We start from the raw sequence: 22,254 nt of genomic DNA on the forward strand, positions 1-22,254 counted from the left end.
TCATGGACTCCATGGATAAAACCGTCAAATTTAATGTCAAGGGCGACGAACAGGAAGCGTCCGCGGAGGAAATCCTTCTTACGGTTTACGGAGCACTGCAGGAGAAGGAATACAACCCGGTTAATCAGATCGTCGGTTATCTATTGTCGGGTGACCCGGCCTATATACCGCGCCATAATAATGCAAGGAGCTTGGTGCGCAAGAAGGAACGCGACGAACTGATCGAAGAACTGGTGCGCTATTATATGGCGGGCCATCGTTAGGAGCAAGGCATGAGGATAATGGGTTTGGATTACGGGGATCGGCGGATCGGAGTCGCCATCAGTGATGCTTTCGGGTGGACCGCCCAAGGGGTGGAGACCATCGAAAGACGCAAGGAAGGCGCGGAGTTCCATCGTATTGGCGAACTGGCGAAAGAGCATGAGGTTGAAGCGATCGTCGTAGGCTTGCCGAAAAATATGAATGGCACGATCGGTCCCCGTGGAGAAATATGCATGGCTTTTGCCGAGGATTTGCGCAGTAAGCTGAACCTGCCGGTCCATCTGTGGGATGAGCGGCTAACGACTGTATCCGCGCATCGTACGTTGCTGGAAGCAGATGTGAGCAGGAAGAAACGCAAGGATGTCGTCGACAAAATGGCTGCAGGTTTGATTCTTCAAAATTATTTGGATTCTATGAGTAAAAGGTGAGGGTGATCGCGCATGGCTAAGGATCGTATCGGAAATGAAGAAGAACCGGAAATTATCTATATCCCCAACGAAGAGGGCAATGAAGAAGAGTTCGAAGTGATTATGAAATTCGAAGTCGACGGTTCGGATGCAAAGTATATGATGGTCGTTCCTCTGGATTCTGACGAGAATGAGGATGAGGAGAGCGAAGAGGTATACGCGTTCCGTTACGAGGAAGACGGCGACGATCTTAAGCTGTACACGATCGAAAGCGACGAGGAATGGGAAATTGTTGAGGAAACATTCAACACGCTGATCGATGAATTCGACGGGGAAGATCAACATGACTGAGTATTCAGCAAGCGATGTTGTAGTTACCTCGCGCGTTCGTGATACCTTTGGCCCCGTTGTGGAGCTTGAGGACGAGTCAGGAAGCGCCTCCTATTATCAGGTCGTGCAGGAATTTGACGTAGCGGGGGCTGCGTATGCCGTGCTTCGACTTGAGAGTGCATCCTCAGGTGATGATCCGGAAATATTCAAAATCATTACGTCGGGTGATGAGCTAGAGCTGACCACTATTGACGACGATGATGAATGGGAGAACGTATCCGAGCTTTACGACGAATTGACTTTCCCCGAATAGTAGTAACTATTAATGGGGGAGCATGATAGATCGGTCTGGGAAGAGCGGGATTTTTAACCGCTCTTTTTGGCTGTAAAGGGGTTGAGCTGTTGAAGAAGGTAATGAAGTGGTTATTGATATTGGTGCTGCTTGCTGTGATTGCTGTAGCGGCAGCAGGAACCTATGTATATACGCAAATGCAGCCTGTTCCAGAATCCGAGGAAGCCATTCGCATCACGATTGAGCCCGGGACAGGAACGTCGGGTATTGCAGATATAATGGAAAAACAGGGATTAATTAAAAATTCATTTTTATTCGTATCCTATTTAAAATGGAAGTCGGAGGGGAGTCGCTTCCAAGCCGGCATTTATGATCTGAATCCAGGGGTGACGTATGACGAGATCATCGGTAAGCTGAACTCGGGCGATGTGGTTAAGGCAGAGATGATTCGTTTTACCATCCCGGAAGGCTTTACCGTCAAACAGATGGCTGAGAAGCTGGCGGAGGAAGGTCTGGTGGATCAAGACATCTTCTTGGGGATTGTAGATGAGGCATCGGGCTTAAGTGGAGAACTGCTCTCAGATATCCCGGAGGATGATCAGCTTACTCATCGCCTGGAAGGTTATTTGTTCCCCGAAACCTATGAGCTGGAGAAGGGCAGTACAGAGCAGGATATCGTGGCGCGTATGTTCGAAGAAACCGGTAAACGGCTAGGCGCGATTGCGGATTTTGATCAGAAGCTGACCGCCAGCGGGCTTACGTTAAATGAACTGATGACGATGGCTTCATTGGTGGAGCGGGAAGTAGTGGCAGATTCGGAGCGCAGCATGGTGGCCGGTGTCATCTACAATCGTCTGAAGGCAGATATGAAGCTGGAAATTGATGCGACAGTGCAGTATGTACTCGACAAGCCGAAGGAACGATTGCTTCATTCAGATTTGCGTAGCGTGGATAGCCCTTATAATACTTACTTGTATGCAGGTTTGCCGCCGGGGCCGATTGCGGCACCAAGCTTGAAGTCCGTAGAGGCAGCGCTGGCGCCAACAGCATCAGAGTATCTATTTTATGTGACGAAGAAGGACGGTAGTGGAGAGCATCTCTTCGCCAAGACCTATAAAGAGCATTTGAGCAATATCGAGAAGAGCAAGGCCATGGCCAATAATTAAAGGTGGTAGACAGGTATGACAAGAAAACCGGAACTGTTGGTTCCCGCCGGCTCGCTGAAGGAACTCGAGCGTTATTTGCAAGCCGGGGCGGATGCCGTATTGATTGGCGAGGCCAAATACGGTATGAGGCTCCCCGGCGACATGGAGTTGCCGGACATCGGTGAAGCCGTTCGCATCGCCCATGAGCGTGGAGCAAAGGTCTACGTTCGCGTGAATAATCTGATGGGCAATCATATCCTGGAGGATGTGCGGGGTTATGTGAAGCGTCTCGCAGAGCTGGGTGTGGATGCGGTGGAATTCGGCGATCCGGCAGTGTTGCAAATTGTGCGGGAGGAAGCGCCGCAATTGAACCTGCATTGGAACTCCGAGATGACGACGACTAATTTTGCAACGGCCAATTATTGGGGAAGCAAGGGGGCTTCGCGTGTAGTTTTGGCCCGCGAACTGAATATGGATGAGTTGACAGGCATGCACCCTGCGTTAAAGATCGAGGCAGAGGTTCAAGTGCATGGGATGACAAATATTTACCATTCCAAACGCAGTCTTGTACAAAGCTATATGACTCATCAAGGGCGTCCGGTTGATCCACAGAGCGATCTCGGGCTGACCCGCGGGTTATTCCTCATTGAGGCAGAGCGACGGGACGAGAAATTTCCTATTTACGAAGACGTCAACGGAACACATATTATGAGTTCAGACGATATTTGCATATTGGAAGATCTTCATATGTTGATGGCGGCTGATGTGGACAGCTTTAAAATCGAGACGATATTAAAGCCAATCGGATACAATGAGACAGTTATCGCTTCTTATCGACAAGCGATTGATACGTATGCTCAGGACCCTGAACAATACGAGTTGGATGAGGCCTGGATCGATGCTATTCGCGAGATACAGGACCCCGAACGTGAACTTTCCTTTGGCTTCTTCTACAAGGAGCAGGTTTATTAAATTGAATGAAAAAGCAAGAGGTGAACGAAGATGCAAACGGTACAAACACATGTCCGGAAATATGCGGGTAAGCGCAACCGACTGGTCAAACCGGAACTGCTCGCGCCAGCGGGCAATCTGGAGAAGCTGAAATTCGCTGTTCATTACGGCGCGGATGCCGTGTATATTGGAGGACAGAAATATGGCCTTCGTTCCAACGCGGACAATTTCAGCTTTGAGGAAATGCGGGAAGGCGTAGAATTTGCCAAGAAATACGGAGCCAAGGTGTTTGTGGCTACGAATATTTATGCCCATAATGAAGATGTGGAGGGCATCGAAGAATACCTGCGCAACTTGTACGAGGCAGGTATCTCTGCGATTATTGTGGCTGACCCGGTCATTATTGAGACTGCTCAGCGTGTAGTGCCCAAGTTGGAGGTGCATCTGAGCACCCAGCAATCTACGGTCAACTGGCAGACGGTCAAGTTCTGGAAGGATCAGGGACTGCCGCGCGTCGTGCTAGGTCGTGAGACGAGCTTTGAGGAAATCGAAGAAATCAAACGTCATGTTGATGTTGAAATAGAAGCCTTTATCCATGGAGCCATGTGTTCTTCCTTCTCTGGTCGCTGTGTATTGTCCAACCATTTTACGGATCGTGACTCTAATCGGGGAGGCTGCTGTCAATCCTGTCGCTGGAAATACGATTTGTTCGAGGATGCTCGTGAAGAGGAAACCTGGGTGTCTGAGGAAGAGGCGATGCAAAGCCCGGCGCCGGAACCGTTCCGTCTGGGTGTAACGCAATTGCCATTGTTTGAACAGCAGGACAATGCCTTTACGATGGGCTCCAAGGATTTATGTATGATTCATCATGTGCCTGATTTGGTGGACGTGGGTGTGGATAGCTTCAAAATTGAAGGCCGGATGAAGTCCATTCATTATGTAGCTACGGTTGTGAATGTTTATCGCAAAGCGATCGATGCCTATATGGCTGACCCGGACAATTACGTGCTGAAGCCGGAATGGATTGAGGAAATCAACAAGGCTGCAAATCGTCCGCTGAACACCGGATTCTTCTATGATACCCCTGACCATGAGGATCATATTTATGAGCCTGAGGAGAAGGCGGCTCCGTATGATTTTGCCGGATTAGTGATGGATTATGACTCGGCTACCGGTATGGCGACTATACAGCAACGGAATCATTTCAAGCCGGGGCAAGAGGTGGAGTTCTTTGGCCCAGGCGACACCTTCTTCAAGCAAGTGGTGGAAGCGATCTATGATGAAGAAGGAAATGTGCTCGATGCTGCAAGACACCCTCTGCAACGAATTAAAATGAAGGTGGATCACCCCGTTTCCTATTTTGATATGATGCGAAAAAAGAAATAACAAAAAATGCAATAGGCTACTAGGTCTTTCTTCCGATGGGACGAAAGGCCTATTTTTTAATATTTAGGACTTTTTTGTTAGGATTGTTTAAAATCTAGGCCATACATAGCCGATATTAAGAAGAGAACGTTAAAAATGTCATCTGACAGTTAACGATGAATGTTGAAAATGGCAGTATTTACGCATGACCTCAAGCCCAGTCTTGGGGGTGCGACTATTATGAGTGGTGGGTGATCAACATGAGTCTGGTTCCAAAGAACGAGGACCAAACAACGGACAGCGAGAAGAAGCAGAAGAAAAAGAAGGGAGAAGGGGCAGGGGTAAAAGCAAACAAAAAGCCGAAGAGTGCGGCTAGCTTCGACTTCAAGTCTACCTTGACATCATTGCGAGACAAGCTCCCTAAGCAAATTAATCCTTCCAAATCAGTGGGTATTCGATTGTTTTTAGTTTTCTTTATCGCTATTATGTTCTTCGTATTAACGATCGGCATTATGTCTACACAGATGGCCAAGAGCACCATTCAGGATAATGCGGAAAATGCCAACCTGCAAACCATTGTTCAAACCTCTCAGAAGTTGGACATTGTGATGCAAAAATATGAAGAAAACTTGCAGCAAATGTTCTTGGACGATGAGATGCAAAGTGCAATAATGGATGCTTCCTTGTCGGACATTACAGACTATGATCGGTTTACTGCAACTAATAAAATGAGAACGCGCTTGAATACGCTAACATTCTCTACAAAAGGAATTTCTGCGGTGTACATGCTGTCCGCCGACAAAATTGTCGAGGACGTTACCTCGGGAAGTGCGAACACGGCCTTCTTGAGCAGTGTTCGGGACGAGGCCTGGTTCAAGGAATTGAGCGAAGCAACAAAGACGATGTGGCTTCAAGTTCCTTCTGAATCCACCAACGCCGAAGTATTCCGATTGGCTCGTTCAGTTCAAAGTGTCAACAGTATGAAACGCTTCGTGTTGGTGGCTGATGTCAATCTCGATATACTGACAAGCTATCTGCAAGAGGTTAATCTAGGCAGCAACTCCAAGCTGCAAATGTTGACCAAGGATAATATTGTCGTTGCTTCCTCGGTAGCTGGCGATGAAGGTCAGGCAACGGAGTTTGATTTGAGTTCGGCTGGAGATGCACCTTCAAGTAGCCTTCGCACCAAAGATGCCAAAGGCAGCACGGTATTGGCTGTGTTTAATGAACAGGTTTCGGGATGGAAATTGTTGGGAACCGTTGATGCTGGTGAACTCGCCCAAAGCGCCAACCAAATTATGCTGGTAACCATCTTTTCTTTGATCATTGTAGCTATTATTGCCGTATTGATCGGGATATGGATGGTCCGCATGATCGCTCATCCACTCGGCAAGCTGAGAAACCTCATGGAAGAGGGCTCGCAGGGTAACCTGAACGTCCGCATGAAAACCAAGGCACAGGATGAGATTGGGCAATTGACAGAAAGCTTTAACGTGATGATGGAGAAAATTACGGAGTTGGTTAAGCAAAGTAACCACTCTGCGCAGGATGTGCTGGATACAGCCACTGAATTGGCGCAGGCTTCCAACAAGACAGCTTTGTCTGCTAAAGAGATTGCTGTAGCTACCGAAGAAATCGCCAACGGGGCAACAAGCTTGGCGAACGAAGCTGAACGCGGTAACGAGTTGACAGAGAACATTTCCCGTCAAATGGAACGCGTCATTCAGAGTAATAAAGAGATGGAATCGGCAGCTCGCCAAGTAGAAAGCTCCAGCCAACAAGGTACGGAGTATCTGAACGGATTGCTGGAGAAGACGAACATTACGGTTGAAATGATTAACGCATTGACGGAGAAGGTTGATTCTCTGAAGGCAAGCACGAACTCTGTCATGAAAGTGCTGGATGTGATGCAAAATATTACACAGCAAACGAACATCTTGTCTCTGAACGCTACGATTGAAGCAGCTCGTGCCGGTGCAGCAGGCCGTGGATTCATGGTGGTTGCCGATGAGATTCGTCAATTAGCCGATCAATCGCGTCAATCCATCACCATGGTTGGCGAGATCACGGATACGATTCAGAAAGAAATGAACGAGACGGTCAAGGCCTTGTCTGATGCTAGTCCGCTCTTCCAAGAGCAGATTACATCTGTGCAGGAAACCAGTCAAATCTTTGTTTCCGTGCAGGAGCAAATGGAAGGCTTTGTGCGTCAATTGGATTCAGTAACGACCTCCATTGACGAGCTTAACGATTCCCAATCGGTACTGTCTGAAGCGATGAGCAACGTAAGTGCGGTTGCTCAGCAATCATCAGCAACCTCTGAAGAAGTTGCCTCGTTGAGTAATGAGCAGGAGACGGTGGGTGAGCATTTGGTACAGTTGTCGAGCAAGCTCGAAAACGTGTCGACTGGCTTAAAGGAATCCTTGTCTAAGTTTACGGTTTAATCTAGCAGTGTAACGCATAAAATACAGCTTATCCTTACAGCCGATATCCTCCTTTTGGGGTGATACCGGCTGTTTTATTTTGTTCCCCCTCGATTACTCAGTATATTGGTTTACGGTCTGTTTTCCCGGGAAATAATGGGGAGAGAAGGAGGGGACTTCATGTCGCTACTACTTAAGAAACGAATTTTTTATCTTCTTCTGTCCTTTTCTGTCATCATAGGTTGTTTTGCTTTACGGCTAGCCTGGATTCAGATGAACTCCGCTTTTCGAGTGATTACGGTGGGTGGCAAGACTATGAATGAATTGGCCGTCCGTCAGCGGGAGGAGGGAGTGGAACTGGATTCGGGCCGGGGGCATTTTCTGGACCGCAATGGTAAGGCGCTGACTGGTGAAATAAACTGGACCCCCACGTTATTTCCTATTCATAAATTACCGGAGCAGCATAAGCTGGCTGAACTAGCTACGGCACTGGGCACCTCGGCTTCCCAATTGCAATACAAGTGGGAGACGTTAGAGAGGCCCTATGCATGGTCTACCCGCAAAAATGAAAGGGATGAACCCCTTAAGCTTAATCATGAGGCTGCCTTAGCGCTACCCCTGATGGAGGGGCTTGAGGTGTTGCCCTATGTGACCCGCTATGAGGCTGGGCAGCGGGGCAATCAGTGGCTAGGCTATGTCGGACAACGCCCGGACGTTATTCGTCAGTTGCGGGAGAAACAACAACGCCCCGGCTTGTCTTTATCATTACAGGTAGGAGCCGCGGGATTGGAAAAGACTTTTGACCGCTTTTTGCGAGGTATTGGTGGAATCCGGGCCGCTTATATGGTAGATGGAAGGCGAGAACCGCTTGGGGGGATAGATACTCGCTTAAATGCTGCTGCCAGCAAGTATTATCCGTTGCAAATCCGGACCACGGTGGATGGGGACTTGCAGCGAGAGCTGGAGAAGCTGGCTGCTGACATGAATGTGCGAGAAGGAGCTATCGTGGTGCTGGATGCCTTGTCAGGAGATATTGTCTCTATGGTGTCCGTGCCTTATTACACCCCTTACCAGATCGATCTTGCACAAGGAAACTGGTCGAACAAGGCTGTTAAGGCCGTTCCTCCTGGCTCAATCTTCAAGACTGTCATTGCTGCAACTGCATTAGAGGAAAGGGTAAGTGCGCCAGACGAGAAGTTCCATTGTGAGGGACATTACGGAAAGTATGGGCTATCGTGCTGGAAGAAGGGCGGGCATGGAGATCTGACGTTGGGTCAAGGTTTTGCCCAATCTTGCAATATCGTATTTGCTACCTTGGGAGAGCGCCTAAGCACGGAAGCTATTCGCAGAACTGCTGATCAACTTGGCTTGGGACGTACGATTGGCTGGAGGGATCAGCATTTTCTTGATGGTGAACCGCTGATACAACTTGACCAGGAGGAAGCTGGCAGGGTATTCAGCGATGTTACACAAGCGGACGGGGGAGTTCGAGCTCAATCTGCCATCGGCCAACGTGACGTGCTTGTATCTCCCCTCCAGGCAGCTAACCTGGTCGTGACCTTGCTGCATGGGGGTCAAGTGACAGCTCCACGTCTAGTCAGCGAAATCCGCTATAAAGATGGCTCGCTGCTGACAAAGCTTCCTATTCAGCGGACAGACTCGGCAGCGGGACAGATTACCCCGCGAACGGCGAGTCATTTATTGTCATGGATGAGGCTTACGGTCACAGGCGGTACAGGCCGTGCCTTACAGCAAGCCAGGTGGCCGCTGGCCGGAAAGTCCGGCACTGCTGAAGTGATCCAATCAGGCCATAAGCTTAATCATCAATGGTTCATAGGCTACGGTCCGGTGAGCCAACCTAAATACGCTGTGGCTGTATTGGTACAGAACCGGCCTGCTGGCTCTGTACATCAGGCTACCGAGCTATTTCGCCGCACGATGGACCTGCTGGCTTCCCGGGAATGAACCGTTTCCATCGCTTTCCCAAAATAATGCGCCTAATCTACAGACGTCTGTGATAAAATAGTGTAGATGCCATGCTTTTTGGAAGCATGCCAAAAGCATTGATCATAGAGAAGTGGGGAAAGCAGAATATGGAAACTTTGCTGCTATGGCTGTTTTACATCTCGACGCTTTATGCGTTTATACCTGGATTGATTACCCGGATTTTCGGTTTTCGTGTATTTAAGCATGGAACTGCAGCGGATAAATTTGCACTTACCTTTGATGATGGTCCTGACCCGAAATATACACCGCAATTACTGGATTTGCTCAAACGTCATGATGCCAAGGCGACCTTCTTCGTCGTGGGCTCCAATGCTGAGAAGCATCCTGAACTCCTTAGGCGCATTCATGATGAGGGACATTTGATCGGCTCACATAACTATGTACATAAGACCAACTGGCTTATGGGGCCTGCTGAGGTGAAGAAGCAAATTCAGAAGACCAATGCGATTATTCGTCAGGTTACCGGCATCGATTCCCACTATTATCGCCCGCCATGGGGAATCGTGAATTTGTTCGACTTCGCCAACCGTAATAATACGCAAATTGTGTTATGGTCGGCAATGTTTGGTGACTGGCGGCAAAGGGTTGGCGCCGATCGCCTGTTCAAGCGTATGATGAAGAAGTTGCGGGGCGGAGAGGTATTCCTGCTCCATGATTGTGGTTCAACCCTTGGAGCCAATAGCGGGGCTCCCGGAGAAATGCTGACAGCTCTGGAACGGGTGTTGAAGGTAGCTGATGAGCGCGGCCTGCAAAGCATCCGCATTGACGATATGATTCAGGACGGGGAGACCGCCCGGCGAAACTCCAAGGAACCTGAGGCGGCGTCTTCCAAACGTAAGGGTCCTGCCAAAATCTCTTGGTTCAAGCGGGTAGTTGTATCCTTATGGCTGTTGTGGGAGAAGCTGTTCCACCTTCTATTTCAAATCAAAACGCCAAATCAGCAGGAGCCGCTGCTACATTTCCGAATTCGCCCATATCATGGTCAGACGATTCCTTTAAACGAAGGAAAATCGCTGGATAATGGTGATCGGGTAATGGAGCTTCACTTCGATAACCAGAAGCTGTTTGAGTTTGGGATGCGTTCGAGAACGTCGGTACAATTGGCTATTCAAATGATTCGAGGCGTGGAGAAGAGCTTGCCAAAGCTGGCTGAATATATCCTGGAGCACCCTGAGTTAAGGGATGTTAAGGCTCTATATGGCGTTAGCATGATTAATCGGGGGACAGAGAAGTTTGGCTTTATTGTCACGGATTTGCCAAAGGGCTGGTTCGCCTGGTCTTCTCAGATCTATCTAAAATTATTAATGAGCGTGATTCATCCCGCAGGAACTTCAAGGGTAAAAGCTTCCCTGGAGCTTGTACCCAAAATGATCGTTATGCCGATGGACCATTTGTTGGGTACCTTCACGGAGGATGGTTCCCATCGTCAGCACACGGTGAAGAAGGAACCTGTCAAGCAGGAGCTGCCTACGGCAGCGGCAGAGAACAAGCCGGAGCCCGAAGAGCATGAGGAGGAAGCTTTATTAGGTGCAGCAGCCACTGTCCCGACCCGTCCTTAGTTGATTTTAAATGTAATATCAAAGAAGAAGCCGCTCCTCTATAGGAACGGCTTCTTTAAGTTATTTAATTGCAATTCATACAGGTCAGATTCTCATTACGCCGCCGGAGCTGGCATTTGTAACCAGTTTGGAATAACGAGCCAGATAACCGGTTTTGACCTTCGGCTCAAAGCCCTTCCAATTTGCTTTACGGCTGTTGAATTCTTCCTCGCTGACATGCAATTCGATTTTGCGGTTGTTGAGATCCAGTTCAATGATATCTCCGTCCTCGACGAAGGCGATCGGGCCGCCCTCCGCGGCTTCCGGAGAGATATGACCGATACTGATACCACGGGAGGCTCCAGAGAAGCGTCCATCGGTAATCAAGCCAACCTTGGCACCGAGTCCCATCCCAACGATTTGCGAGGTTGGAGCCAGCATTTCTGGCATACCAGGACCTCCCTTAGGACCTTCATAACGAATGACCACGACGCAGCCTTCCTTGACTTTCCCGGAAGCAATTCCTTCCAAGGCTTCTTCCTGGGAATCAAAGCAGATGGCAGGGCCTTTATGGTAGCCGCCAACGGACTTATCAACGGCCCCTACCTTGATTACAGAACCTTCCGGAGCCAGGTTACCGAAGAGAACGGCAAGCCCGCCTCTTTCTGAGTGAGGGTTATCAATAGGACGGATTACGCTGTGATCCGTAATCTCGCAACCTGCTACATTCTCGGCAAGCGTCTTGCCGCTGACGGTCATTTGATCACCGAATACAGCCCCCGGCTTCTTCAAGAGCTCATGAATCACGGCGCTCACGCCCCCGGCACGGTGTACGTCTTCAATGAACAGGTCTGAAGCGGGTGCCAGCTTGGCGATATGAGGCACGCGGTTAGCTACTTCGTTGATCCGTTCTAATGAATATTCGATCCCGGCTTCCTGAGCCAAAGCGAGGGTATGCAGCACTGTATTGGTGGACCCGCCCATCGCCATATCCAGAGCAAACGCATTGTCGATGGATTCCTGGGTTACGATATCCCGGGGTTTCAAATCAATCTTGATCAGTTCCATCAATTGCTTAGCGGATTGACGCACGAAGTCACGGCGTTCATCAGCGACGGCGAGAATTGTACCGTTACCAGGCAATGCCAGGCCCAAAGCTTCGGCCAGACAGTTCATCGAGTTGGCTGTGAACATCCCGGAACAGGAGCCGCAGGTTGGACAGCCGTACTGTTCAAGCTCAAGCAACTCTTTATCATCAATTTGTCCAGCTTGGTGTGCACCAACGCCCTCGAAGACAGAGGTAAGCGAGAGCTTGCGGCCCTTGCTGTCCACGCCAGCTTTCATCGGTCCACCACTAACGAAGACTGTCGGAATATTAACGCGAAGGGCGCCCATCATCATGCCCGGTGTAATTTTGTCACAGTTGGGAATGCAGACCATGCCATCGAACCAGTGGGCGGAAACGACAGTTTCCAGCGAATCTGCAATGATCTCCCGGCTAGGCAAGGAGTAGCGCATGCCGATGTGTCCCATAGCAATGCCGTCATCTACCCCGATGGTGTTGAACTCGAAAGGAACGCCTCCGGCTTCCCGGATGGCTTCTTTAACGATCTTACCGAACTCTTGCAGATGCACATGTCCAGGTACGATATCAATATAAGAGTTGCAGACCGCGATGAACGGTTTGCCGAAATCTTCTTCCTTTACGCCGGCTGCTCGCAGCAAACTGCGGTGAGGCGCACGGTCGAAGCCTTTTTTTATCATATCTGAACGCATTTTCTTGGCTGTCATGATTCCTTCTCCCCCCAGGTATAGAGTGTATTTTGTAGCTTTACACCGCTAAAGGTTTTCTCTAAAGTCTATCACAAGTAGGTAGCTTTTTCTACAGCATATCTATGGGAGAGCCCGCATGGGGACGCGATTCTTTCTACACAAAATAAAAAATCCCCGGATTACCGGAGATTTAGACACTAGAGTCGATTTATTATGTTTTATTGCGGGATTCCCCGCCTTTACGGCCGATTTTACGATAAAAGTCCTTATCATGTTTTTGGGAGGTTGCTTCGCCGCCTTTTTGGCCGATTTCCTGATAAAAATCCCGATCATGAGTTCGGGAAGTTGCTTCGCCGCCTTTTTGACCAATTTCCTGGTAAAATTGCTTGCCATGATTTTTGGCAGTGGCCAGTCCCCCCAAACGTCCGGCCTCTTCTCGGGTCATTTTGTTGTGATTTCGTGCCATCATATCCCTCCTTGCTCCATTTTTGGACTGCGTATGTTCTATTTACCACGTATATCCATTTTGAAACGAGCCTGGGAGCAGAAAGTTGAAATAACGCAAAAAGTCCCCCTTTGGGGACCTTATGGTCTAAAGTTAAATACGCACTATAGGTGAGCTAGGACTTGCTTGCTGTGCTGGGTTGATTCAGCGTATGGCGTTCCGGTGCCAGCAACCATTGCACAGGAGGTTCGATTAACGGTGCAGTGCATCGCCGGACGAGCGGATGGGTCAGCAGTATGGTAAGCGCAGCAGCCGCAATAATAAGCAGCAGTGCTCCAACTTGATTATCAATATGCTTATAAATAGGAGACAGGGCGGCGATACGTACGACAAAGCCATGGAGTAAAAAAACATACAACGTACGACTGCCCCATTCTGTAATTCGGCCGGCCTTGATAGGAACGAAACCTAGGAAGGCCAGACCTGCCAGTAATTGTACAGGATACAACAGTAAACGGAACAAGCCGGTCATCCAGGCCGCAGAGCCTAGTTCCTTATAAGTCAAGCTGCCGTATAGCCAGCCGGGTGCGATATGAAGCAGGCCCAGGCCGAGGATGAGCAGCCAAACAAGTGAAGCACAGATGGCAGCTATACGAATCTTGGGCTTTTGGAAATAGGACAGCAGCCGTCCAGAGTAATGATGGCCCAGTACAAAAAAGGGCAGGAATACGAAGGTTCGTGAAATGCTGAGCCATACACCATCAATCGGCAGGTAGCCGACAAGAACAGCCAGAATAACAGAAAGAGCGAGTTGTCGGCTCGGCGGCCACTGGCGGGTGAGCAACATAAAGGCCCGCCATCCCAAATGGCTGGCAAGGAACCAGAGCAGCAAGTAAGGAGCAAAGAAGGAGCGATGAACAGAATCGACTTGGAACCATATCGCATCCATGATGGAGTAGAGGCTTTGGAAGATCAGATATTGCAAGCCGATTTGCAGCATAACCTTCCGGCCAGGTGCTCCCTTCAGATTGTTCTTGGCGAAATGGCCGGTAACAAACACGAATAAGGGTATATGAAAGGTGAAAATCCACTGGTACAGCGAGTACATACTATCCATCCGCCAGATGAGGGGCTCGATGGCATTGCCCACAAAGACGCAAACGATTAGCAGGAAACGCAAATTAAGAAAAAACACCTCGCCTTGCGTATGGCTACTTGATACCGGTATGCTCATGGTTGCTCTCTTCCTCCAGATCTGGCTTCTTTTTTAAAGTTTAAAAATTTAAATATTAGCTTAAGTTAAAAATACGATGTTCAGCGATTTAAAATTGTGATAATAATCACAATTAATGAATTGTTAGCGATTTCAAATGTGGCGAACCCTTGAATGTCGTAAGGCGTCATAGGCCGATGGAAATGTTATAATTAGGAAAGCAGGTTTGATGGTATGCCGACCTATGAAGGGACGAGATAAGCAATGGCGATCATTCGGGTACAAGGTAAAGCGATAGAGTGTCAGGCCATATTATTTGATAAGGATGGGACAATCCTGCATTTTATGGGGCTTTGGGGTAGCTGGGCTGAGACGCTGATTCGTTTGGTTCGTCAGGAGCTCACGGCACTGGGATACGCCGAGGCGCTGCAGGAGGCTATTTTGCCGGGGGTGCAGATGGACGAGACGGGCCGGGTTGTGGCTTACGATAAAAAAGGTCCTCTCGCTATGGGAACGGAAGACGAGGTCACTGCCTTGCTGGCCTCTTCCCTATACGCTGCGGGACTTCCGTGGAACGAGGCGATCATGGCGATACGGAGGCTTAACGCCTTGGCCATGGCAGAGCTTAGGGAACGGCGGGAGGCCAGGCCACTCCCGGGGCTATACGAGTTCGTACAGATGTGCCGTACTGCTCGGCTGAAGTTGGGCGTTGTTACGTCAGACGGCACCGCTGAAGCGCTGGAGCATTTGACGTGGATGGGTATCCAAAATGAGTTCGAGAGTATTGTGGGTCGGGATCGGGTCAAGCGAGGCAAGCCGGAGCCGGATATGGCGTTGCTGGCCTGCCGGGAGCTTGGGGTTGAGCCCGGGGAAGCCATAGTTATTGGAGACAGCAATGCAGACATGCAGATGGGCCGGTATGCGGGGGCTCGCCTGACGATTGGTCTGGCTGAAGCTAATGAGGAACTAGCTACGGCTGTTTCTTATCTCAGGGATGCAGATATTTTAATCCAAGGATACGATGAGTTGATAATTGAATAGGAAGGGAGAGAATAACATGACAGCTATAGAGCAATTAACCTCGTGGGTGAAGGAGAGCCAAAGAATCGTATTTTTTGGCGGTGCAGGGGTTTCTACGGAGAGTGGAATTCCCGATTTTCGTTCCGCTGCGGGTATTTATCAGATGGAGAATGATACGCCTTATGCTCCGGAAGAGATTTTGAGTCGAAGATTTTTCGATCAGCATCCGGAAGTGTTCTATGATTTCTACAAGACAAAGATGATTCATCCCGAAGCAGAGCCCAATGCTGCGCATGTATTTCTGGCTGAATTAGAGCGGGCGGGCAAGCTGGATGCCGTTATTACGCAAAACATAGACGGATTGCATCAACTGGCAGGAAGCCGTAAGGTGCTTGAACTCCACGGTTCGATCCATCGCAATACCTGCTTGGGCTGCGGGCGGGCGTATACCTTGGACGAGGTGATGAGGAGCGAGCATACCGTGGCTTATTGCAGTTGCGGAGGTGTGATTAAGCCGGATGTAGTGCTTTATGGTGAAAGTCTGGATGATGGGGTTATTGAGCGTACCGTGACGGCCATTGCCGGAGCAGATATGCTGTTGATTGGGGGAACTTCGCTGACTGTACAGCCGGCGGCACACCTGGTCACTTATTTCCGGGGAGAACGAACCGTATTGCTCAACGCTTCAGCCACAGCTTATGACCACCGGGCAGATCTGCTCATAAACGAACCGATTGGTGTGGTATTGGGTGAGGTGGGCCGTCGGCTAGGCTTTGGCTCCGCTGATGCTCCTGCAATTCAGGGTGAATAAGAAAGCTACGGTGCTGGCTTATTGGCACCGCTGACGGATCGGCGGTATTCGCTGGGGGATTGGTGATGGAAGCGCCGAAATTGCCGCGAAAAATACAACGGATCAGTCAGACCGACGGAGGCGGCAATTTGCTCGATGGACAGTTCCGGGCGCTCGCGAAGAAGCTGACGGGATTTATCAATTCGTAGCTTCAGTAAATACGTAACCGGGGCAAGTCCGGTAGCACGCTTGAAGATGCGGGATAAGTACGCCCGATTATATCCTAATGAAGAGCACATCTGCTCGATGGATACAGGGTGGGCGTACTGGCTGGTCATATAGTGGATCATCTGCTTGACGATGCGCTGTACACCCGCTTCACCGGCGGGCAAAGCCGATTCCTTGACCAGTGTCTCCTGAGCTTCCCCCATGAGTTGATAGAGAAGACCCAGCGATAACAAATGAGCGCTGGTCTTTTTACTTTGGAAGGCCCGCAGGACACGGTCTAACATAGCCGGGATCGGACTTTCCGGACCATGACGGAACACGGGCTGCTCGGGTGCAAATCCAGCCTGTTGGACGAGTTCTGCGGCTCTGGTCCCGGCAAAGGCGATCCAGCGGTAACGCCAAGGCTCGGTCAAATCGGACGCATAGCTGACCAACTGCTCGGGTAGAATCAGGAAGCAATCTCCCTCGCGCAAATCGTAAGCAGCGGATTCGGTGCGGAAGCAGCCTTTACCTTGCTCCACAAAGTGCAGCAGGAAATAATCGTACACCTTGGGCCCCAGCCGGTGATCCGGCAGGGTCTGACTTTCCCCTGCAAACAGCACATGCAGATCCTTGGCTTCTTCTAATTCGGGGTTAGCCGCTGCACTGTAGGTTTCTCGATTCATACTCGTTGTCTCCTTTGGTATGTTCCTTCTTCTATTCTATCTTCGAAAGTCACATTTATCTATATACAACTCGCAATCCTTCATTATCAATTTGGCATGTCTTTATTATACTGGATACATGAAGTAATGATTCCATGACGATGGGGTGTTAATTAATGAATAAACAGGAAATGGAACAATTGTTTATGTCTAAATATGAGGATAATGGCGCTGTGCTTCGCGTGTTTAATGCGCCAGGACGTGTTAACCTGATCGGCGAACATATCGATTATAACGGAGGTTACGTATTTCCGGCAGCATTGGAATTTGGCACATCGCTGGCTATTCGCAAGCGTCAGGACGGTAAAGTGTCCTTCGCTTCAACTAATCTTCCTTTTACCACAGAGATTGCTCTGGAGGAGCTCGGAAGAGAGAAAACCGGCGAATGGACTGATTATCCCATCGGGGTTGCTGTGGAGTTGAAGAAGATGGGCGTTCCGCTAACGAGTGGGTATGACCTGCTGTTCCATGGCGAGATTCCCAATGGATCAGGCCTGTCTTCCTCCGCATCCATTGAAGTGGTGACGGCCTTTGCCTTGCTGAGCATGGAGGGTAAGGAGACGGACAAGGTGGAGATTGCCAAGCTTTCCCAACGGGTAGAGAACCAATATGTAGGCGTGAACAGCGGCATTATGGACCAATTTGCAGTTGCCAATGGGGCGCAGGATCAGGCAATTCTACTGATGTGTGACACGCTGGAATACAAGCTGGTTCCCTTCCGCACCGGCGCATACAAGTTGGTTATTAGCAACACGAAGAAGCGGCGCGGGCTGGTCGATTCCAAATATAATGAGCGCCGCTCGGAGTGTGATGCTGCACTGGAGATTCTACAGAAACGTGTGCCTGAGCTGAACTACCTGGCCCATCTGAAGCCAGAGCAGCTAGAGCAGTGGAAGGGCGATTTTGCTAACGAGGTATTATACAATCGTGCCAGACATGTGGTAGAAGAGAACGCTCGGGTGCTGCAATCGGTGGAGGCGCTCAGCGGCAATGATTTGAAGGCCTTCGGTGAGCTGATGAACGCATCCCATGATTCGCTCCGGGATTTATATGAAGTAAGTTGTCTGGAACTAGATGTGATGGTTGAGGAAGCTCGCAAGATCGACGGAACGCTTGGCGCGCGGATGACCGGCGCTGGATTCGGAGGCTGTACGGTATCTCTGGTGCACGAGGCATCCGTAGACCGATTTGTGGCTGAGGTGGGCAAGGCTTATCAGGAGCAGACCGGGCTGGAAGGCGAATTCTATGTGTGTGGTGTGGGCGACGGAGTACATGAAATGAAAGGGGAGAAGTAACATGGCAATTTTGGTGACTGGTGGAGCGGGATATATCGGTTCGCATACGGTGGCAGCGCTGCTTAGTCAAGGCAAAGAGGTAGTCGTTATTGACAATTTGCAGTCCGGGCATCGCGAGGCGGTGCTGGGCGGGAAGTTCTACGAAGGTGATCTACGTGATAAGGCGCTGTTAGCCAAATTATTCTCGGAGAATTCGATTGAAGCGGTCATTCATTTTGCAGCCAACTCACTGGTAGGCGAGAGCATGAAGGCCCCTGTGAAATATTATGATAATAACGTGTATGGCACGCTATGCCTGCTGGAAGCGATGGACCAGGCAGATGTGCGCAAAATTGTCTTCTCCTCGACGGCAGCAACCTATGGTGAACCTGAGAAGGTACCGATTGAAGAGAGCGATCCTACGCGTCCGACCAATGTGTATGGCGAAACGAAGCTGACGATGGAACGGATGATGGCTTGGTTCGATCAGGTTCTAGGCATTAAATACGTCTCCTTGCGTTACTTCAACGCCGCCGGCGCCCATGATGGTGGTAAGATTGGCGAAGATCATCGTCCGGAAAGCCATCTGATTCCGTTAATTATTGAAGCTGCCTTAGGCAAGCGCCCCTCGATTCAGGTATTCGGTGATGACTATAGCACTCCTGACGGTACCTGTGTCCGCGATTACATTCATGTAAGCGACTTGGCCGATGCTCATTTGCGTGCAGTTGCTCATTTGCAAGAGGGCGGGTCAAGCGATATATTCAACCTCGGGAACGGGCAAGGGTTCTCGGTGAAGGAAGTTATCGAGACGGTAAAAAGTGTAACAGGACGCGATTTCCCTGTGGTCATCAGCCCACGTCGCTCCGGAGATCCGGCGGTATTGATTGCTTCGTCGGATAAGGCGCGGTCTGTTCTTGGCTGGCAGCCTTCTCGCGATAAGCTGGAAGATATCATTCAGAGCGCATGGCAATGGCATGAGAATCATCCGAATGGCTACAACGATTAAGGAGTGAGAGAAGCAATGGGAGCAGGAGAGAACAAGGGTCAGGAAGCCCGGCATGCCATTGAACGGTTGGTCCATTATGCGCTTGAGCATGGGATGATCGATTGGTGGGATGTAGACTATTCGCGGAACCGCTTGATGGAGTTGTTTGCTTTTGATGAACCATATGCTGGTGTTATTGCTGCGGAGGTATTGCCAGGACCACAGGAGCCGCTTGAAATTTTGATTGACTATGGTCTCGAAATCGGACTGATTCCAGAGAATACAGCAACTTATCGGGATCTTCTGGATGCTAAAATTATGGGTTTGCTGATGCCCAGACCGTCTGAGACGATCGCAGCCTTCCGCAAAACGGAGAGTGAGCAGGGGATCGAAGCTGCTACCCAAGCTTTCTACAAGCTGTCGGTGGATAGCAACTATATTCGTATGGATCGGGTACAGCAAAATGTGGCCTGGAATCAGTCCACGACATACGGGGAGATGCAGATTACGATTAATCTGTCGAAGCCCGAGAAGAATCCGAAGGAAATCGCTATGGCGAAGCTGCTGCCTCCTCCGGTATATCCCAAATGCCAGCTCTGCCGGGAGAACGTCGGTTATGCCGGTCGGCTGAATCATCCGGCCAGACAGAACCTGAGGGTCATCCCGTTAACGTTAAACGAAGAACCTTGGTTCTTCCAATATTCTCCGTATGTCTATTACAACGAGCATTGTATCGTGTTCCACCACGATCATGTACCGATGAAGCTGACGCGGGATACATTTAAACGTTTACTGGATTTCACCACGGCATTTCCGCATTATTTCATTGGTTCAAATGCTGACTTGCCGATTGTGGGCGGCTCGATTTTGACGCATGACCATTTTCAGGGGGGAAGGCACACGTTCCCGCTGGAGCAGGCGCCTGTGGAAAGCTCATATGCTCATCCCGGCTTTGCTGGGGTCACCGTAGGCATTGTTCACTGGCCGATGACCGTACTCCGTATTAATGGGAAGGACCCGGCAACCGTACTGGATGCCGCGGATGACCTGTATGAGAAATGGAAGACCTATAGCGATCCATCCGTAGAGGTGCTGGCCTTTAGCCAGGAGAACGGTGAATCGGTGCCGCATAATACAGTGACGCCTATCGTTCGGCGCAGCGCTGACGGGGGATATGAAGCGGATATCGTGCTGAGGAACAATCGCACGAGCGAGGAGCATCCGGAAGGGATTTTCCATCCCCATCGCGAGATGCATCATATTAAGAAAGAGAATATCGGCTTGATTGAGGTCATGGGTCTGGCTATTCTCCCTGGCCGCCTGAAGGAAGAACTGGCGGATATCGCCGACATTCTGGCAGGAAATACTGCTCTTTATGAGCAGACGATTTCTGACCCTGCTGCCCCGCTCGCTGTGCATGCGGAATGGGTGAAGGAACTGGTGGCAAATGCCGCAGGGACATTGAGCTGGGAAGCGGCAGATGCCTTGCTCCGCGATCAGGTTGGGCGTAAATTTGCCGAAATTCTTGAGCATGCAGGCGTGTTCAAGACAACTATCGAAGGACGAGCGGCATTTGAGCGGTTTGTTTTATCGGCCGGTTACGGCAAGCAATAAGTCTGAACAAGAAGCAAGGCCGTCTCGGGGAGATCAAGACCGGGACGGCTTCTTTTGTTTTGGGACTTAGGGCCTGAAGTCGTGCTTTTGGTTTGTGATTGGCTTGCCCTTGACGGTATAATCAAGGTGGAAGGCGCTTACGGCGATGTCAATATTATTCAGGTCGTACATAACAGTGGGGAGGAATACAGGTTGGACAATTTTGTATTTCGTAATCCAACGAAGCTTATTTTTGGAAAAGGTCAATTGGAAGCCTTAAGAACCGAAGTACCTGCATATGGGCAAAAGGTGCTGCTCGTTTATGGGGGAGGCAGCATTAAACGCAGCGGTCTGTATGATCAGGTCGTTACTATTTTGCAGGAGATCGGGGCCGTATGGACGGAACTGCCCGGCGTTGAACCCAACCCACGTCTGTCGACAGTTCACCGCGGTGTTGAGTTGTGCAGGTCTGAGGAGATTGAATTGATTCTGGCGGTTGGTGGAGGAAGCGTGCTCGACTGTGCCAAGGCTATTGCGGTAGGGGCTAAATACGCAGGCGATATGTGGGATTTTGCGGAGCATAAGGCGGTGCCGAAGGAGGCCCTGCCGCTAGGCACGGTGCTGACGATGGCAGCCACGGGTTCGGAGATGAACGGGAACTCCGTCATATCTAACGAAGCTACGCAGGAGAAGTTGGGCTGGGGAAGTAAACTCGCCTATCCCGCATTTTCCATTCTTGACCCGTATTACACGATAACTTTGCCCAAGGAGCAAACGGTATATGGCATGGTCGATATTATGTCGCATGTGTTCGAACATTACTTCCATCACACGAGTAATACTCCGTTACAGGATGAATTCTCTGAGGCTTTACTACGGACTGTCATCGAGACGGCTCCTAAACTGGCCGGGGATTTGCAGAACGAAGAGCATCGGGCGACGATTTTGCTATGCGGTACGATGGCCTTGAACGGGGTACTCGACATGGGGTATTCCGGTGACTGGGCGACTCATAACATCGAGCATGCCGTGTCCGCAGTTTACGATATTCCGCATGGCGGCGGGTTGGCTATTCTATTCCCGAACTGGATGAAATACAATTTGCATCATGATATTGCCCGGTTCAAGCGACTGGCGGAGAAGGTGTTCCATATCGATCCATCCGGTAAGGATGATGAGACGGTTGCTCTTGAGGGTATTGCGGCGCTGCGGGCCTTCTGGTCTTCCATCGGCGCTCCAAGCCGCCTGGCCGACTATGGCATCGATGACAGCCAGCTAGAGACGATGGCCGACAAGGCAGTCCGGTTCGGTCCCTTCGGCAATTTTGCGGTGCTGGGCAAAGCGGATGTTTTGGAGATTTACCGCATGTCCCTATGAGCGGGGAAATCCACTCACAAAGCCGATTTGAAGGGGCTTAGCCCTGTAGTCCGGCCGTTTTTTTGAAACAAAAGGGCTGGAAGAACGTATGAAACAATTAGAGTTGCATATTTTGGGCAGAGGGGGGAGA

The 22,254-nt window shown here is 50.1% G+C and carries 20 protein-coding genes; 16 read left to right on the forward strand and 4 right to left on the reverse strand.

The window, feature by feature from the left end; all coding sequences use genetic code 11:
• The first annotated feature begins 2 nt into the window (after nt 1-2).
• The 10 genes from BN3279_RS14470 to BN3279_RS14515 all read left to right on the forward strand — a co-directional run bounded on the left by BN3279_RS14470 (nt 3) and on the right by BN3279_RS14515 (nt 10,740).
• Nucleotides 3-263: an IreB family regulatory phosphoprotein gene (locus BN3279_RS14470; protein ID WP_018753169.1), complete on the forward strand. Its 261-nt coding sequence runs from the start codon at nt 3-5 to the stop codon at nt 261-263.
• Nucleotides 264-272: 9 nt separating this feature from the next.
• Nucleotides 273-689: a Holliday junction resolvase RuvX gene (ruvX, locus tag BN3279_RS14475; protein ID WP_059051901.1), complete on the forward strand. Its 417-nt coding sequence runs from the start codon at nt 273-275 to the stop codon at nt 687-689.
• A gap of 12 nt (nt 690-701) precedes the next feature.
• Nucleotides 702-1,019, forward strand: a complete 318-nt coding sequence (locus tag BN3279_RS14480; RefSeq protein WP_059051902.1) for a DUF1292 domain-containing protein — start codon at nt 702-704, stop codon at nt 1,017-1,019.
• Nucleotides 1,012-1,311, forward strand: a complete 300-nt coding sequence (locus tag BN3279_RS14485; RefSeq protein ID WP_059051903.1) for a DUF1292 domain-containing protein — start codon at nt 1,012-1,014, stop codon at nt 1,309-1,311. Before BN3279_RS14480 ends, BN3279_RS14485 begins: the two co-directional genes overlap by 8 nt.
• An 89-nt stretch (nt 1,312-1,400) precedes the next feature.
• Nucleotides 1,401-2,456 carry an endolytic transglycosylase MltG gene (gene mltG, locus BN3279_RS14490; protein WP_082673087.1) on the forward strand — a complete coding sequence of 352 codons (1,056 nt, stop codon included), beginning with the start codon at nt 1,401-1,403 and terminating at the stop codon, nt 2,454-2,456.
• 15 nt (nt 2,457-2,471) lie between these two features.
• On the forward strand, nt 2,472-3,407 hold the full coding sequence (locus BN3279_RS14495; protein ID WP_059051904.1) for a peptidase U32 family protein: 936 nt from the start codon (nt 2,472-2,474) through the stop codon (nt 3,405-3,407).
• 30 nt (nt 3,408-3,437) lie between these two features.
• Complete coding sequence (locus BN3279_RS14500) at nt 3,438-4,772, forward strand: peptidase U32 family protein (RefSeq protein ID WP_059051905.1); 1,335 nt, start codon at nt 3,438-3,440, stop codon at nt 4,770-4,772.
• Nucleotides 4,773-5,011: 239 nt separating this feature from the next.
• Nucleotides 5,012-7,195 carry a methyl-accepting chemotaxis protein gene (locus BN3279_RS14505; protein ID WP_059051906.1) on the forward strand — a complete coding sequence of 728 codons (2,184 nt, stop codon included), beginning with the start codon at nt 5,012-5,014 and terminating at the stop codon, nt 7,193-7,195.
• 159 nt (nt 7,196-7,354) lie between these two features.
• The gene (locus BN3279_RS14510) at nt 7,355-9,139 is read left to right on the forward strand and encodes a peptidoglycan D,D-transpeptidase FtsI family protein (protein WP_059051907.1); all 1,785 of its coding nucleotides are present in this window, start codon (nt 7,355-7,357) and stop codon (nt 9,137-9,139) included.
• A 128-nt stretch (nt 9,140-9,267) separates the two neighbouring features.
• Nucleotides 9,268-10,740, forward strand: a complete 1,473-nt coding sequence (locus BN3279_RS14515) for a polysaccharide deacetylase family protein (protein ID WP_059051908.1) — start codon at nt 9,268-9,270, stop codon at nt 10,738-10,740.
• An 84-nt stretch (nt 10,741-10,824) separates the two neighbouring features.
• On the opposite strand, the gene ilvD is transcribed toward BN3279_RS14515, so the two are convergent.
• The 3 genes from ilvD to BN3279_RS14530 all read right to left on the reverse strand — a co-directional run bounded on the left by ilvD (nt 10,825) and on the right by BN3279_RS14530 (nt 14,171).
• A complete protein-coding gene (gene ilvD / locus BN3279_RS14520; RefSeq protein ID WP_059051909.1) occupies nt 10,825-12,510 on the reverse strand; it encodes a dihydroxy-acid dehydratase in 1,686 nt (561 codons plus the stop codon).
• 193 nt (nt 12,511-12,703) lie between these two features.
• Complete coding sequence (locus BN3279_RS14525) at nt 12,704-12,958, reverse strand: KGG domain-containing protein (protein WP_059051910.1); 255 nt, start codon at nt 12,956-12,958, stop codon at nt 12,704-12,706.
• A 154-nt stretch (nt 12,959-13,112) separates the two neighbouring features.
• Nucleotides 13,113-14,171 (reverse strand): acyltransferase family protein, encoded by a 1,059-nt coding sequence (locus BN3279_RS14530; protein ID WP_059051911.1) that lies wholly within the window; start codon nt 14,169-14,171, stop codon nt 13,113-13,115.
• A 243-nt stretch (nt 14,172-14,414) separates the two neighbouring features.
• Between BN3279_RS14530 and BN3279_RS14535 the strand changes: the two genes are divergently transcribed.
• Both BN3279_RS14535 and BN3279_RS14540 read left to right on the forward strand, forming a co-directional pair.
• A complete protein-coding gene (locus BN3279_RS14535; RefSeq protein ID WP_059051912.1) occupies nt 14,415-15,191 on the forward strand; it encodes an HAD family hydrolase in 777 nt (258 codons plus the stop codon).
• Between the two features lie 16 nt (nt 15,192-15,207).
• The gene (locus tag BN3279_RS14540) at nt 15,208-15,981 is read left to right on the forward strand and encodes an NAD-dependent protein deacylase (protein ID WP_059051913.1); all 774 of its coding nucleotides are present in this window, start codon (nt 15,208-15,210) and stop codon (nt 15,979-15,981) included.
• 5 nt (nt 15,982-15,986) lie between these two features.
• On the opposite strand, the gene BN3279_RS14545 is transcribed toward BN3279_RS14540, so the two are convergent.
• Nucleotides 15,987-16,853, reverse strand: a complete 867-nt coding sequence (locus BN3279_RS14545; RefSeq protein WP_059051914.1) for an AraC family transcriptional regulator — start codon at nt 16,851-16,853, stop codon at nt 15,987-15,989.
• Between the two features lie 155 nt (nt 16,854-17,008).
• Between BN3279_RS14545 and BN3279_RS14550 the strand changes: the two genes are divergently transcribed.
• The 4 genes from BN3279_RS14550 to BN3279_RS14565 all read left to right on the forward strand — a co-directional run bounded on the left by BN3279_RS14550 (nt 17,009) and on the right by BN3279_RS14565 (nt 22,124).
• Nucleotides 17,009-18,187, forward strand: a complete 1,179-nt coding sequence (locus BN3279_RS14550) for a galactokinase (RefSeq protein WP_059051915.1) — start codon at nt 17,009-17,011, stop codon at nt 18,185-18,187.
• Between the two features lies 1 nt (nt 18,188).
• The gene (gene galE / locus BN3279_RS14555; protein ID WP_059051916.1) at nt 18,189-19,175 is read left to right on the forward strand and encodes a UDP-glucose 4-epimerase GalE; all 987 of its coding nucleotides are present in this window, start codon (nt 18,189-18,191) and stop codon (nt 19,173-19,175) included.
• Between the two features lie 15 nt (nt 19,176-19,190).
• The gene (locus BN3279_RS14560; RefSeq protein ID WP_059051917.1) at nt 19,191-20,768 is read left to right on the forward strand and encodes a UDP-glucose--hexose-1-phosphate uridylyltransferase; all 1,578 of its coding nucleotides are present in this window, start codon (nt 19,191-19,193) and stop codon (nt 20,766-20,768) included.
• 192 nt (nt 20,769-20,960) lie between these two features.
• Nucleotides 20,961-22,124 (forward strand): iron-containing alcohol dehydrogenase, encoded by a 1,164-nt coding sequence (locus BN3279_RS14565; protein WP_059054427.1) that lies wholly within the window; start codon nt 20,961-20,963, stop codon nt 22,122-22,124.
• Nucleotides 22,125-22,254: the final 130 nt, after the last annotated feature.

Source organism: Paenibacillus senegalimassiliensis (assembly GCF_001486585.1).
Taxonomy (GTDB): Bacteria; Bacillota; Bacilli; order Paenibacillales; family Paenibacillaceae; genus Fontibacillus; species Fontibacillus senegalimassiliensis.